Annotated in this window: 15 protein-coding genes; 3 read left to right on the plus strand and 12 right to left on the minus strand. The window is 54.2% G+C overall.

Annotated features, from left to right (window positions below):
* Window positions 1-486 precede the first annotated feature (486 nt).
* A complete protein-coding gene (gene stpA / locus ACLJRH_RS19220) occupies window positions 487-888 on the plus strand; it encodes a DNA-binding protein StpA (RefSeq protein ID WP_001051100.1) in 402 nt (133 codons plus the stop codon).
* Between the two features lie 89 nt (window positions 889-977).
* Here the strand turns inward: stpA and ACLJRH_RS19225 are convergent, their stop codons facing one another.
* The 3 genes from ACLJRH_RS19225 to ACLJRH_RS19235 form a co-directional block, all read right to left on the minus strand.
* The gene (locus tag ACLJRH_RS19225; RefSeq protein WP_000494936.1) at window positions 978-1157 is read right to left on the minus strand and encodes a hypothetical protein; all 180 of its coding nucleotides are present in this window, start codon (window positions 1155-1157) and stop codon (window positions 978-980) included.
* Between the two features lie 77 nt (window positions 1158-1234).
* On the minus strand, window positions 1235-1762 hold the full coding sequence (locus ACLJRH_RS19230; RefSeq protein ID WP_000022011.1) for a rhodanese family protein: 528 nt from the start codon (window positions 1760-1762) through the stop codon (window positions 1235-1237).
* Window positions 1763-1771: 9 nt separating this feature from the next.
* The gene (locus tag ACLJRH_RS19235) at window positions 1772-2071 is read right to left on the minus strand and encodes an ArsR/SmtB family transcription factor (RefSeq protein ID WP_000137434.1); all 300 of its coding nucleotides are present in this window, start codon (window positions 2069-2071) and stop codon (window positions 1772-1774) included.
* A 182-nt stretch (window positions 2072-2253) separates the two neighbouring features.
* Here ACLJRH_RS19235 and ACLJRH_RS19240 point away from each other — a divergent pair, with 182 nt between their 5' ends.
* Together ACLJRH_RS19240 and lysM are read left to right on the plus strand one after the other, a co-directional pair.
* Window positions 2254-2412, plus strand: coding sequence for a YqaE/Pmp3 family membrane protein (locus ACLJRH_RS19240; RefSeq protein ID WP_000508175.1), 159 nt, complete (start codon window positions 2254-2256; stop codon window positions 2410-2412).
* Window positions 2413-2511: 99 nt separating this feature from the next.
* Window positions 2512-2961 (plus strand): peptidoglycan-binding protein LysM, encoded by a 450-nt coding sequence (lysM, locus tag ACLJRH_RS19245; RefSeq protein ID WP_000522406.1) that lies wholly within the window; start codon window positions 2512-2514, stop codon window positions 2959-2961.
* A 21-nt stretch (window positions 2962-2982) separates the two neighbouring features.
* Here the strand turns inward: lysM and csiR are convergent, their stop codons facing one another.
* The 9 genes from csiR to ACLJRH_RS19290 form a co-directional block, all read right to left on the minus strand.
* A complete protein-coding gene (gene csiR / locus ACLJRH_RS19250; RefSeq protein ID WP_000126152.1) occupies window positions 2983-3660 on the minus strand; it encodes a DNA-binding transcriptional regulator CsiR in 678 nt (225 codons plus the stop codon).
* Between the two features lie 41 nt (window positions 3661-3701).
* Window positions 3702-5102 carry a GABA permease gene (gene gabP, locus ACLJRH_RS19255; RefSeq protein WP_000531288.1) on the minus strand — a complete coding sequence of 467 codons (1401 nt, stop codon included), beginning with the start codon at window positions 5100-5102 and terminating at the stop codon, window positions 3702-3704.
* A gap of 129 nt (window positions 5103-5231) precedes the next feature.
* On the minus strand, window positions 5232-6515 hold the full coding sequence (gabT, locus tag ACLJRH_RS19260; protein WP_023136554.1) for a 4-aminobutyrate--2-oxoglutarate transaminase: 1284 nt from the start codon (window positions 6513-6515) through the stop codon (window positions 5232-5234).
* A 14-nt stretch (window positions 6516-6529) separates the two neighbouring features.
* Window positions 6530-7978, minus strand: a complete 1449-nt coding sequence (gene gabD, locus ACLJRH_RS19265; protein WP_023136555.1) for an NADP-dependent succinate-semialdehyde dehydrogenase — start codon at window positions 7976-7978, stop codon at window positions 6530-6532.
* Window positions 7979-7999: 21 nt separating this feature from the next.
* Window positions 8000-9268, minus strand: a complete 1269-nt coding sequence (gene lhgO, locus ACLJRH_RS19270; RefSeq protein ID WP_023136556.1) for an L-2-hydroxyglutarate oxidase — start codon at window positions 9266-9268, stop codon at window positions 8000-8002.
* Window positions 9269-9293: 25 nt separating this feature from the next.
* Window positions 9294-10271, minus strand: coding sequence for a glutarate dioxygenase GlaH (gene glaH, locus ACLJRH_RS19275; protein ID WP_015406327.1), 978 nt, complete (start codon window positions 10269-10271; stop codon window positions 9294-9296).
* Window positions 10272-10573: 302 nt separating this feature from the next.
* Window positions 10574-12088, minus strand: a complete 1515-nt coding sequence (locus tag ACLJRH_RS19280; protein WP_000382034.1) for a tripartite tricarboxylate transporter permease — start codon at window positions 12086-12088, stop codon at window positions 10574-10576.
* Between the two features lie 10 nt (window positions 12089-12098).
* Entirely contained in the window at window positions 12099-12533 is a 435-nt protein-coding gene (locus ACLJRH_RS19285; protein WP_077905333.1) for a tripartite tricarboxylate transporter TctB family protein, read from the minus strand.
* 11 nt (window positions 12534-12544) lie between these two features.
* Entirely contained in the window at window positions 12545-13522 is a 978-nt protein-coding gene (locus ACLJRH_RS19290; protein ID WP_000744413.1) for a Bug family tripartite tricarboxylate transporter substrate binding protein, read from the minus strand.
* Between the last annotated feature and the right edge of the window lie 34 nt (window positions 13523-13556).

Genomic DNA, 13556 nt, shown 5'->3' on the forward strand with positions numbered 1-13556 from the left:
ACTTCTGTATAAGGTCAGCCACCGTGAGGGTCACCGTGGCTACTGTGAGATACGCAATACGCTATATATTCTATGGATTTCGAATTGCTTAAAGGCGGCAAGAGAGTGAATCCCAGGAGCATAGATAACGATATGACTGGGGTGAACGACAAATCTGCCGGGAGCAGATTTGAACGTCGCGAGCGACGGCCCGTCAGGGCGAGACCCATGGATGGGCCGGGTAATCCGTAGCCAACACATAAGCAACTTGAAGAATGAAGGGTATAAACAGCCGAACGGGAAACCTACAGATATACCGTAGGCAGAATAACCTGAAACACACAGGGGGTAATGAATATAACCTTCTGGTTAACAGATTAATATAATTAATCGAGTTATACTGAGTATATCTGTATGAACTTTAGGATCTGGAAATATAATCAATAATCGCATACAATACCGCCTGTAATAGTTTTTTGTTTTCTGCGTTAAAAGGTTTTTATTGATATGAATTTGATGTTACAGAACTTAAATAATATCCGCACGCTGCGCGCTATGGCTCGCGAATTCTCCATTGACGTTCTTGAAGAAATGCTCGAAAAATTCAGGGTTGTCACTAAAGAAAGACGCGAAGAAGAAGAATTGCAGCAACGCCAGCTTGCCGAGAAGCAGGAGAAAATTAATGCCTTTCTGGAGCTGATGAAAGCAGACGGTATTAACCCGGAAGAGTTATTTGCCATGGATTCAGCAATGCCGCGTTCTGCTAAAAAGCGCCAGCCGCGTCCGGCAAAATATCGTTTTACTGATTTCAATGGCGAAGAAAAAACCTGGACCGGACAAGGTCGTACGCCTAAACCGATTGCCCAGGCGCTGGCGGCGGGGAAATCTCTGGATGATTTCTTAATCTAATCACGGATAACCTTTAACAGATGGCGCTGCGTTTCCTGTCTCTATTAACCGGGACTCAGGGAACGTTGCGCCATGCTCATTCTGATAAATCAGCACACGCCAAAATCGCCCTCTTCGCAATAGGGGGTGACATCTGCTGCTTTGAGGATCAATTTTTCGCCCTGCTCATTACCGACCTGTACCGCGACAATATGATCCTCGTTGACTTCAATCACTTTCAGTTTCGGCCCCCCCATTCGGGGTTGTACAAAATCGCCTGGTGTGAACATCACGCCCTCCTGTTGAACAATGCTATAAACCCGCCTTCAGTCTACTCACACTTACCGACGCGTGGTGAAGGTACCGCTTAATGAGTACGGGTATTCCAGGGCATTTTTTCCAGTAGTCGCGCCATTCCGCAGAAGCCGGTCATGCCTGCCAGCATTAACCCGGCCCCGACAAAACCACTAATGAGGAAAAAGCCGCCGTGGACCGTATAGCCCAGAATCACCCCAAGCAACGTCAACCCGCCGGCGGCGATTTGCACCTGACGCATCAGCGGCAACGGTTGCGATTTGTCTTCTGTGACGGGCAATCCTGCCGCTTTCCATCCGTCGATGCCGCCTTCCAGTAGACTGACCTGAGCAGGGGCGGCAATGGCCTGTAGTTTTGCTGCATTGCTGCTGGTTCGTTTACCTGACTGACAGTGAAAAATAATCTGTTCCGCTCGCAGGTTGGCGGGCAAATCGCCCTGTTCAAGCCGGGAAAGCGGCGCCAGTTGCGCATGTGGAATATGCTCGCGCAGATATTCATCGGCGTCGCGCACATCAATCAGTTTCGCGCCTTGCGCTATCAGCGCTTGCGCCTCACGGGGGGAAACTATCCCAATGGACATCGTGCCTCCTTATGGACAATAGAGATTCTTTAACGTGGCGATAATCGTATTAACCGCCTTATTTTTAATGAAATAGTGAATGCGCTGGGCATCGCGTTGACTATCAATCAGCCCTTCTTCCCGCATCCGCGCCAGATGTTGCGATGTCGCGGAGGGGCTTAGCCCGGTAATGCGCGCCAGTTCGCCTGCGCTGGTTTTTGGCGAACCGCAAAGCATACATAAAATCAGTAATCTTTTTGGGTGGCTCATCGCTTTGAGCAGGGCCGCCGCCTGTTCTGCGCTGGCCTGAAGTTGTTCAAGCTCTGTCATAGTTATTTAAGTATTTTCTAAATTTAGTTAATTCTAAAATAAACGTCAACCTAATGCCAGCGTAAAGAGCGTAAAGGAGGGTAAAAGCGCGGCGCGTGACTGGCAGGCTCAGGTAAACTGACTATGCTTAGAGATAAAATCTCTTTTTAAACAACGACTAATTTTGCTTGTATGGAGTGTATATGGGTTTCTGGAGAATTGTATTTACGATTATTTTGCCTCCGCTCGGCGTACTTTTAGGAAAAGGGTTCGGTTGGGCATTTATCCTTAATATCCTGCTGACATTACTCGGATATATTCCGGGGCTTATCCACGCATTTTGGGTTCAGATGCGTCATTAATTACCGGCCACCGGCGGCGCATAAGCGCCGCTTATCAGGATAACCTCATTCCCTCTGCTACACTTTTCTTTGTGTGTATTTTTGACAAGCGAGGTGAATATGGGACTTTTCAATTTTGTAAAAGATGCAGGTGAAAAACTCTGGGACGCGGTAACCGCTAATCATGATAAGGACGATCAGGCGAAAAAAGTTCAGGAACATTTAAATAAAACGGGAATACCCGACGCTGACAAAGTGAATGTGCAAATTGCGGATGGAAAAGCGACAGTGACGGGTGATGGGCTGAGTCAGGAGGCAAAAGAAAAAATTCTGGTTGCCGTGGGGAATATCGCCGGGATTAGCAGCGTTGACGATCAGGTTAAAACCACGACGCCGGCGGCTGAAAGTCAGTTTTATACCGTAAAATCAGGCGACACCCTGAGCGCTATTTCAAAGCAAGTGTATGGTAACGCCAATCTGTATAATAAAATCTTCGAGGCAAATAAACCGATGCTGAAAAGCCCGGAAAAAATATATCCGGGACAAGTGTTGCGTATTCCTGAAGAATAATGGCTATCAGGCCGCGCCAGGCTACATTTTTCCTGCCATCGCCTGGCGAATAATGGGAATCGGCGTCAGCAAATGCTGACGCATTAATTCGCTGGCGCGTGCCGCCTCGCGCGCCAGTATCGCTTCGGTTAGCGTGTGATGCTGAATATGTTTATCTTCCAGCATCTCGACGGACAGAACGGTTTCACGTAACCAAATAAAGCGGTAGCGGGCCGCCAGGTCAAATAAGCGTTCACGCATCTGTAGCAGATAGTGGGAGCCGCACCCGGCGACAATGGCGGAATGGAACGCCTGGTGGCGCTGGTCCCATTCATCGAGCATATGTTCACTGGCATCGCTGGCTTCCAGTTTACTGAGCATATGCGCTCGCGCCAGGATCTCCGCCTCCCACGCATCATCGCCGCGTTCAATCGCCAGGCGTACCAGCATCGCTTCCATATTGGCGCGCGCGTCAAAAATATCGAGGAGTTCCGCCTCTGACATGGATGCCACGCGATAGCCTTTTTGATTCACCACGGTGACCAGCCGTTCCGCCACCAGTTGTGACAGCGCCTCGCGCAGCGGCCCTACGCCGAGCGCATAGCGGGCGGTTAATAAACTCATCCGCAGTTTCTCATCCGGCTGATAAGTGCCGCGAATAATGTCATTTTTAAGCCAGCGATAGCCATCTATGGCCGTCGGTTGGGAAAGGGCGGTCATCTTTTACTCCTGAGAAGCTTCCCGGCTGACGCCGGGAATAACTAACGTAGGTTTTGCAGGGGGGCTTTTTGCCACCTTATCAGTTTTTTCCAGCGAGACATAATGGGGACAGTACCTATTATGCCCAGCCCTAACAGCCCCGTCGAAATGACTTCTAATTGCTGTGCCGGTCGAAATAGCATCACCACCAGAACAAAGCAGATAAAGCCGATAACCAGCCAGGTGAGCCACGGATAAAGCCACATTTTCAACTTAATTTCTCCGCCCTGCGCCAGCAGAATTTTACGCATCCGCAATTGCGAAATCGCAATCACCAGATAGACCAGCAGCGCGATGGCGCCAGAACTGTCGATAAGAAATTTAAACACTTTTGCCGGGGCGTAATAATTGACGACAACGGTTAAAAAGGCCGCGCCGGTAGAGAGGAGAACCGCCACCCAGGGCGTTTTGCTACGATTAGTTTTTCCCATTATCGCAGGCGCATCGCCGCGGCGACTAAGGGAATAGAGCATCCGGGAGGCGGTATATAATGCGGAGTTCAGACAACTGGTCACCGACAACAAAATCACGCAGTCCATAATGAATTTTGCGTGCGGAATATGAAGCAGCTCCAGTACCGAACGGTACGAACCTACGCTTTTCAGACCCGGCATATTCCACGGGATCAGCGCCACCACCACAAAAATGGAACACAGGTAAAAGATGGAAATTCGCCAGATAACAGAATTGGTGGCGCGTACGATATGTTTATCCGGCGTATCGGATTCCGCGGCAGCAATAGTGACGATTTCCGCGCCCATAAAAGAGAACATGGTGATCAACATGGCGCTTAACACCGCGCCGAAGCCGTTAGGCATAAAACCGCCGTGATCCCATAGCCGGGAGATACCGCTTACCTCGGCATATGGATAAAAACCGCTAATCGCCGTCGCGCCCAGCGCGATAAACGCCAGGATAGCAATCACTTTACATAGCGCCAGCCAGAATTCGAATTCGCCGTAATTTTTGACGCTCAATAAATTGCTTCCGGTTAAGGCAAGCGTAATCACTAATGAAAATAGCCACACCGGAATACCCGGTATCCATGAATTCAGAATAATGGCGGCAATATTGGCCTCCAGCGGAATAACCAGCACCCAAAACCACCAGTATAACCAGCCGATGGTATACCCGGCCCAGGGGCCGATCGCTTTATCCGCATAGGTGGAAAAAGAACCGGTATCCGGCGTGGCGACGGCCATTTCAGCCAGCATTCGCATAATCATGACGACTAAAAGTCCTGCGAACAGATAGGCCAGCAGTACCGCAGGGCCGGCCTCCGCAATCGCCACGCTGGAGCCGACAAACAGGCTGGCGCCGATGACGCCGGCGATCGATAACATGGTGACGTGGCGTGATTTCAGCCCGCCCCCTAATGCATGTGATTCTGACAATTGCCCCATCCTAAAACCTCTTTATTGTTATTGCGCTCGTTTACCGGATGGCGCCTGGCTTATTCGGCCTACAATCGAAACGGATTTTGTAGGCCGGATAAGACAGTTACGTCGCCATCCGACGCTGCTTATTGGACATTACGCTTGTTTCGCCTCATCAAAGCACTGGGCGATAATCTCCAGGCCTTGCCGAATCTGCGAGGCCTCAATAGTGAGTGGAACGAGGATGCGCAAGATGTTGTAGTAAGGACCGCAGGAGAGCAGAATTAACCCTTTCTCGCGGGCGCGGGCCACAATGTCGGCGGTCAGAGCCGCGTTCGGTTTGCCGGGGTCGCCATTTTCGAACAACTCAATGGCGATCATGGCGCCCAGTCCGCGCACGTCGCCAATCTCACGGTGCGTTTCCGCTATCTCCATCAGGCCATCGCGCAGCGTTTTGCCAAGCGTATTTGCCTTTTGCAGTAGATTTTCCTGCTCGAAAATGTCCAGTACCGCCAGCGCGGCGGCGCAGGCAATCGGGTTTCCGGCATAGGTGCCGCCCAGACCGCCCGGCGCGATAGCGTCCATCACGTCTGCCCGGCCGGTAACGCCTGCCAGCGGAAAGCCGCCGGCGATCGATTTCGCAAACGTGGTAATATCTGCCGCAACGCCCATCTGTTCCATGGCGAACAGCGTACCGGTCCGGCCCGCGCCGCTTTGCACTTCGTCGGCAATCAACATAATGCCGTGTTGGTCGCATAGCGCGCGCAGTCGCTGCATAAACGCGGGAGAGGTGGCGTAAAATCCGCCTTCGCCCTGTACCGGCTCAATAATAATGGCGGCGATATCTTCCGGCGCGGCATCATTTTTAAAGATGCGTTCAATGCTGGCGATCGCGTCGTCATCGCTGATGTTGTGAAGCGGGCAAGGATAAAGCGCGCGGTAGACGTGGCCTGGCATCAATCCCATACCAGCAGAGTACGGGTGTACTTTCCCGGTCAGAGAGAGCGTGTAGTGGGTACGACCGTGGTAAGCGCCGCTAAACGCGATAGCACCGCTGCGTTTTGTCGCCGCGCGGGCGATTTTCACGGCGTTTTCAACCGCTTCTGAACCGGTCGTGACCAGCAACGTTTTTTTGGCGAAATCGCCCGGTACCTTCTGGTTCATGCGTTCGCACAACGCCAGGTACGGTTCATAGGCCAGCACCTGAAAACAGGTATGCGACAATTTCTTCAACTGCGCTTCGACCGCTGAAACAATGCCCGGATGTAAATGACCAGTGTTCAGGACGGCAATGCCGCCCGCGAAATCGAGATACTCACGGCCTTCGACATCCCAGACCCGACAATTTTCCGCCCGCTCGGCGAAAATCGGGTGAATCTGGCCCACGCCGCGAGGAACGGCGTTATGACGGCGCTGCATTAAAGCGTTATTGGTATTCATTAGCGACTCTCCTGTTAAAGGCCGATGCACATATATTTGATTTCTAAATAATCTTCGATGCCGTATTTGGAACCTTCACGGCCTAATCCGGAGGCCTTAATACCGCCGAAAGGCGCGACTTCGTTGGAGATAATGCCGGTATTAATACCGACGATGCCGTATTCCAGCGCTTCGCCGACGCGGAAAACGCGGCTTAAATCGCGTGCATAAAAATAGGCTGCCAGGCCGAACTCGGTATCGTTAGCCTGCCTGATGACATCCGCCTCGTCGCTGAAGCGGAACAGAGGCGCGAGCGGCCCGAATGTCTCTTCTTTGGCGACTTTCGCGTTATCAGGAACATCCGCCAGAATGGTCGGTTGAAAGAAGTTGCCGCCCAATTTGTGCGCTTCACCACCCGTAATGACGCGGGCGCCTTTTTCCAGCGCATCGGCGATATGCTCCTGGACTTTCGCCACGGCTTTTTCATCAATCAGCGGCCCGATAGCAACGTCGGCTTGCAGGCCGTCGCCGACCGCGAGCTTATTTACCGCCTGGTTGAGTTTTTCCGCAAAACGATCGTAAACGCCGTCCTGTACATACAATCTATTGGCGCAGACACAGGTCTGCCCGGCGTTGCGAAACTTCGAAGCCAGCGCGCCTTCGACGGCTTTATCCAGATCGGCATCGTCAAAGACGATAAACGGCGCATTGCCGCCCAACTCCAGCGACACTTTTTTAATGTCTTTGGCGCATTGTTCCATTAGCTGGCGGCCAATCTCCGTCGAGCCGGTAAACGACAGTTTGCGTACCAGCGGGTTGCTGGTCAGCTCGCCGCCGATATCGCCTGCCGAACCGGTAACGACGTTAAATACGCCTGCGGGAATTCCGGCGCGCCGGGCCAGTTCCGCCAGCGCTAGCGCGGAAAACGGCGTCTGGCTGGCGGGTTTGAGTACCATTGTGCAGCCTGCGGCCAGCGCGGGGCCGGCTTTACGGGTGATCATTGCCGAGGGAAAGTTCCACGGGGTAATCGCGGCGGTGACGCCGATGGGCTGCTTAATCACCAGCAGCCGTTTATCGGCCTGATGACCTGGAATCGTGTCGCCATAGATACGTTTCCCCTCTTCGGCGAACCATTCAATAAACGAGGCGGCGTAGCTAATTTCGCCTTTCGCTTCCGCCAGCGGTTTGCCCTGTTCCAGCGTCATCAGACGCGCCAAATCGTCCTGATTTTCCATCATCAGATTGAACCAGCGACGCAGGATATTGGCTCGCTCTTTGGCGGTGAGCGCGCGCCAGGCGGGCAGGGCGCGATTGGCGGCATTGATGGCGTCGCGAGTCTCTTCCGCCCCCATTTTGGGCACATTGCCGATCGGTTTCCCGTTGGCGGGGTTGCTCACGGGGATGACATCGCCGCCGCGCGCGTCGCGCCAGTCGCCATCGATAAAGGCCTGCTGGCGGAACAGGGTAGAGTCGTTAAGTTGCATAATTGCTTCCTGTCTGAAGGGTTAACGGGTAAATGCGGCGTGTAATGCGTCCACGCTGCGTGCCGCACGCAGCGCACGTCCGGGGTTGCTCTGGCTTGCGCGTAGCGCCTGAACTTTGCTGACGATATGCGCGCCGATAGGTATCGCGGATGTCGCCGCCGGGGAGGGGGCGTTACAGGTGTGAATGGAACGCGGCGTCGTGACAAACAGAAAATCATCAATCAGTTTGCCGTCCGGCGAAACCGCCTGCGCCCGCACGCCTGCCGGCCAGGGCTGGAGATCGTTGACGGTCAGGCTGGGGCAATACTTTTGTACTCGCCGCAAATAGCCGCTTTTGCACAGCGAGTTTTTCATCTCGCCCAGTCCGGAAAGCAGATGGTTTTGCAGTACGCGGCGAATGCCGGCGGAGCGGAAAATCTCCAGGGTGTCGGTGAAGGAAACGTCGCGCTTACGGTAGCCTTCGCGTTTAAGCGCCAGCACCGCATTCGGCCCGACCGTAACGCTGCCGTCGATCATGCGGGTAAGATGGACGCCGAGAAACGGCATTGCCGGATCGGGGATCGGGTAGATCAAATGGTTAACGATCCGGTTGTGTCGCGGGGCCAGACGAAAGTACTCGCCGCGGAAAGGGCAGATAATAAAACCGGGCTCCACGCCCAGCATTTTGACCAGCCGATCCGCCATCAGTCCTGCACAGCCGATAAGCGTAGCGGTTTCGATTTCCCGACCTTGCGAGGTGCGAATGACAACGCCAGCGGCATGTTCTGTTAGCGCGCTGACCTCGGCATGGTAGATGATCTCGCCGCCTTTGGCCTGAAAGCGGTTCGCCATGGCCGTCGCGACATCGCGATAGCTGACAATCCCGCTGGAAGGGACAAAAATCCCGCCCAGGCCAATGATATTGGGTTCGCGTTCACGCAGCTCCGCCGCGCTTAACCACTCGCGCTCTAAGCCGTTGGCCGCCGTCCGCTCCCATAGCGCGCGCATCCGCGCCATTTCCAGCTCCGAGGTGGCGACCAACATTTTGCCGCAGGTGTCGTAGCGGATGTTGTTTTGATCGCAAAAGGTTTTGGTCGCCTGATTGCCTGCCAGACAAAACTGCGCTTTGAGGCTGCCGGGCGTGTAGTACACCCCGGCATGGATCACGCCGCTGTTATGCCCGGTCTGGTGGCAAGCTGGCGCGGACTCTTTTTCCAGCAACGCGATGCGCGCATCCGGGTAGACATCAATAAGTTGCATGGCGGTCGACATGCCGATAATGCCGCCGCCGATAATCACAAAATCATACATCCGCGTAATTCCTTCGCCGTGGCGCTTATTGGTGAGTTTGATAATGGCTGGCGGCGTAGGCGAAGTAACCGCGCTGGCGCATCAGTTCGCGACGCAAGTCAGGATGCGGCGTAAAACGATCGCGTCCATGTAGCCAGAACAGATTGTTAATCAGCAGGAATTTGCCGACCGGTACCGGTACGGAGAGGATGTTTTGACTGGTTTCCAGCGCGTCTGAAAGCTCGCTGAGCCAGACGCCTTCTTCAAAGTCTTTTGGCTGGACGAACTGGTCGATATAACGCATGACCGGGCGGCCTTGTTGGTCGACATCAAACACCGGGTGCCAGACGTCATGGCTAACATTCTTGCTTGGCGGCGCCGCCCAGCGCATGACGCGACGCGCCAGCGGATGGGTAAAAAACGACTCCAGATGTTCCCAGTCATCAAGGTGCAGCAGCAGCGAATTACCGCCTTCCATATTTTGTTCGTCGATTTTCATCATCAGCACGTAGTCGGTCACCTCCTCAACATAGGTGCCGTCATTGTGCAGTTCCATTACGCGGTGGGGCTGGCGCAGATAACTGTCGGAGTTGTCGACGTTTTTGACCACGAAACGCGCGTAATACTGGCCGCTCATCGCATCGTAGTTGGAGCGACCAATAAGATGCGCCACCGCCGTCGCCAGTTTGACCATCTCTTCTGCCTGTGCGACATCATCGATCCCTTCGGCGCTGATTAACAGCGCGCCTTGTGCACGGTTGAGGAGCGTTTTGATCAACAGCGGTTGTAGCTGATTGCCGCACAGATCGTCGAGGATCTTGCCGATTTTGAAACGTAAGAAAGATTTGTATTCCAGCGCCTGCACCGGCCACTGCGCAACCTGATGGAGAAATTGTCTTGTGGTATCCGCCGTAAACGTTAACGCCAGCAGGCGCGGCGACTGCGCCGAAGGGGCAAGGGTGAAACCAGTATGGCATTGGGCTAAATCATCTGTGTTCGCTTTTACGGCAGTCAGTGCATTCATCAGAATCATTCCTCTCGGTAGATGGTCAGGGAGACATGGCGATGCTCATTTCGTAGCCATAAATTAAAAATATCGACATTTTCCAGGAACGCGTATGAAATAACCGCTTTTGTTTAATTATTGTGATCAAAAACAACAAATATTTAACAATGCGAAGGGTGAGGTTAACGGCGCCACGAGCCTGACAACGGCAAGAAGGGGGGTAAAATGAGTGAGTTATGGGGAGAGTGATGCTGGCGGGGTTGCCCGGCCTGGCACATGAGCGCGTAGGCCGGACAAGTACAACGTATTTCAGCAGTCAATTAACCGGCGTCAACCTGCGGTTTACGGCTGTGTTTACGGATCAGACGTAACACTGGCGGTACGACAATGACCATGATCGCCATGATCAGCAGGGCTTTGGCAACGCCGCTTTGCCACAAAATCGCCATATTGCCGTTACTGATGGAGAGTGCGCGACGCAGGTTCTGCTCCAGCATTTCCCCCAGTACGAATCCCAGGATCAGCGGCGACATGGGGAAGTGCATTTTACGTAAAATGTACCCTAACACGCCGAGCGCGACCATCAGCACCAGATCGAAGGTGGTGCTGTGTACCGCATACACCCCTACCGCCGATACGGCAGCGATGGCGGGTACCAGGAACCACAGCGGAATGGTGAGCATACGGGTGAACAGACCGATCAACGGGATATTCATGATCAGCAGCATCACGTTCGCAATCAGCAGCGCAGCGATGAGTCCCCAGACGATATCCGGCTGTTCGGTGAACATCGCCGGGCCTGGCGTGATGTTGTACAGCGTCAGCGCCCCCATCATCACTGCCGTAGTGCCGGAACCGGGAACGCCCAGCGTCAGCATCGGGATGAAGGAGCCGCAGGCAGAGGCGTTGTTTGCCGCCTCCGGCGCCGCGACGCCGCGAATATCCCCTTTGCCGAAGCTATCGCTGTTGCCGCTGAGTTTTTTCTCGGTCATATAGGTAATGGCGCTGGCGATGGTCGCCCCGGCGCCGGGCAATACGCCGACAAAAAAGCCGATTACCGAAGAACGCAGGGTGGTGCCGATACACTGCGCGCCTTCTTTCAGGTTGAACAACATTCGACCCGTTTTGCGGACCATTGTTTGCCCGCTGCTGGTATGTTCCAGCATTAAAAGTATTTCTGATACCGAGAACAGGCCGATCACCACGACGATAAACTGTACGCCGTCGGAAAGATGAACGCTGTCAAAGGTAAAGCGATAAACCCCGGTGTTGGCGTCCACGCCGACGGTCGCAAGGCCAAGACCGATCAGCGCTGCCAGAAATGATTTAAGCGGGTTTTGCGCCATCATGCTGCCAAGACAGGCGATGGCAAAAACCATTAAGGCGAAATATTCCGCCGGACCGAAGGCCAGCGACCATTGCGCCAGTAAAGGGGCAAACAGAATGATGCCGCCGATAGCGATTAATGAACCGAAAAATGAGCTGACTGCGGAAATCGACAGCGCTACGCCGCCTTTCCCTTGCTGTGCCATCGGGTAACCGTCCAGCGCCGTCATGATCGCCGCCGCATCGCCGGGGACGTTGAGCAATATGGAGGAGATCCTGCCGCCATACTCACAGCCAATGTACACCGTCGCCAGCAGAATTAGCGCCGACTCCGCAGGCAGATGCAACGCAAAGGCCAGCGGCAGTAAAATTGCCACGCCGTTGATCGGTCCCAGGCCCGGCAGCAGACCGACGATCGTGCCCACGAAGCAGCCAATCAACGCGATAACCAGGTTTTCCGGCGTCATCGCCACCGCAAAGCCCTGAGAAAGATATATCCAGGTATCCATCGTTGCTCCGTTAACTCAGCCAGGCGCCGAGAGGTAAGGTGACATCAAGCAGCCGGTCAAAGGCATACCACAGCAGAATGCCTAATACCGCGCCGGAGATACCCGCCGCTGGAATCGTGGCGCCGAACAGCATCCCGATAACCATGGTGAGAAGCGCGGTGGCGATGGGAAAACCCAGCCATTCGAATCCCCAGGCATACATCAACAGGATGATGATCATGGTAACTAGCTTTTGCAGAACATGGCGGCGCGGCCAGCTCACCGTGTCGGGATGGCGCAATAACAGCGCCAGCGCGCAGAGCGCCATCAGGCCGATAATCCCCAGCGGAAAAGGGCGGGGGCCGACGGGTTCATAGCTGTATTCGCTTTGGATCTGCCAGGCGATGAATAGCCCGGCGATACAGAGCAACAGCCAGATACCCGCAAAGATACGATCGCTCATCATTGCCTCCGCGATTATTTCGCGAGTCCGAAGGCTTTCGCCTGTTCACGGTAATCAGTAACCTGTTTTTTCACGTAGTCATCGAGCTGCTGGCCGGTCATGTCGAACTCAAACAGGCCGCGCAGATCGCGCTGCTTTTTAAACTCGTCGGTTTGCTGGAGCTTCTTGAAGGTATCCACCCACCATTGGTAATCGGCATCGCTGACTTTTGGCCCGACGTAGAAGCCGCGAATAATCGGCCACACCAGGTCGTAGCCCTGTTCTTTAGCGGTAGGGATATTGGCAAGCTGGCCCGGCAGACGATTTTCTGAAAAGACGGCAAGCACGCGGATTTTGTCGCCGCCCAGATAAGGCACCATTTCACTGAGATCGCCGGAGACAACCTGAACATGGTTGCCCATTAATGCTGTCACCGGCTCGCCGCCGCCTTCAAAGGCAACGTAGCGCATCTTGTGCGGGTCGACGTTCGCCTTTTGCGCCAGCAACGCCGACTTCATCCAGTCCTGGCTGCCAATAGAGGCGCCAGCGCCAATGACCACGCTGTTGGGATCTTTTTCCATCGCCGTCATCAGATCTTTCAGCGTTTTCCACGGGGAATCCGCACGCACGGCGATCATGCCGTAATCAGTGCCCACGCTTGCCAGCCAGCGCACATCATCTACGCCGTAGCGACCAAATTTCCCCTGCGACAGGTTGAGCAGCGAACCGCCGGAAAAGGCGACCACAGTCCCGGGTTCGCCAGGGCGTTGGGCGACTATCGCGTTATAGGCCACAGCGCCGACGCCGCCGGGCATATACGTTACCCGCATGGGTTTCTCGATTGCGCCAGTCTCCAGCAAACTCACCTGAATCAGCTTACAGGTAAGGTCGAAACCGCCGCCAGGTTTGGCTGGCGCGATACATTCTGTTCGCGACGGCGCCTCCTGCGCCAGAACAGAGGTACTCATTAATAAAATGCTTGCAGTAAGGGTACGAAGTAATTGTTTTTTCATTTTTTATCCTCACGCCGGACGTCCGGATTTTTCA

It is taken from the genome of Salmonella sp. SAL04162 (assembly GCF_046551535.1).
In the GTDB taxonomy this organism is placed as follows: domain Bacteria; phylum Pseudomonadota; class Gammaproteobacteria; order Enterobacterales; family Enterobacteriaceae; genus Salmonella; species Salmonella enterica.

Coding starts and splice junctions, on each gene's coding strand:
- stpA (WP_001051100.1), top strand. CDS start 487: ATGAATTTGATGTTACAGAACTTAAATAATATCCGCACGCTGCGCGCT.
- ACLJRH_RS19225 (WP_000494936.1), bottom strand. CDS start 1,157: ATGTTCACACCAGGCGATTTTGTACAACCCCGAATGGGGGGGCCGAAA.
- ACLJRH_RS19230 (WP_000022011.1), bottom strand. CDS start 1,762: ATGTCCATTGGGATAGTTTCCCCCCGTGAGGCGCAAGCGCTGATAGCG.
- ACLJRH_RS19235 (WP_000137434.1), bottom strand. CDS start 2,071: ATGACAGAGCTTGAACAACTTCAGGCCAGCGCAGAACAGGCGGCGGCC.
- ACLJRH_RS19240 (WP_000508175.1), top strand. CDS start 2,254: ATGGGTTTCTGGAGAATTGTATTTACGATTATTTTGCCTCCGCTCGGC.
- lysM (WP_000522406.1), top strand. CDS start 2,512: ATGGGACTTTTCAATTTTGTAAAAGATGCAGGTGAAAAACTCTGGGAC.
- csiR (WP_000126152.1), bottom strand. CDS start 3,660: ATGACCGCCCTTTCCCAACCGACGGCCATAGATGGCTATCGCTGGCTT.
- gabP (WP_000531288.1), bottom strand. CDS start 5,102: ATGGGGCAATTGTCAGAATCACATGCATTAGGGGGCGGGCTGAAATCA.
- gabT (WP_023136554.1), bottom strand. CDS start 6,515: ATGAATACCAATAACGCTTTAATGCAGCGCCGTCATAACGCCGTTCCT.
- gabD (WP_023136555.1), bottom strand. CDS start 7,978: ATGCAACTTAACGACTCTACCCTGTTCCGCCAGCAGGCCTTTATCGAT.
- lhgO (WP_023136556.1), bottom strand. CDS start 9,268: ATGTATGATTTTGTGATTATCGGCGGCGGCATTATCGGCATGTCGACC.
- glaH (WP_015406327.1), bottom strand. CDS start 10,271: ATGAATGCACTGACTGCCGTAAAAGCGAACACAGATGATTTAGCCCAA.
- ACLJRH_RS19280 (WP_000382034.1), bottom strand. CDS start 12,088: ATGGATACCTGGATATATCTTTCTCAGGGCTTTGCGGTGGCGATGACG.
- ACLJRH_RS19285 (WP_077905333.1), bottom strand. CDS start 12,533: ATGATGAGCGATCGTATCTTTGCGGGTATCTGGCTGTTGCTCTGTATC.
- ACLJRH_RS19290 (WP_000744413.1), bottom strand. CDS start 13,522: ATGAAAAAACAATTACTTCGTACCCTTACTGCAAGCATTTTATTAATG.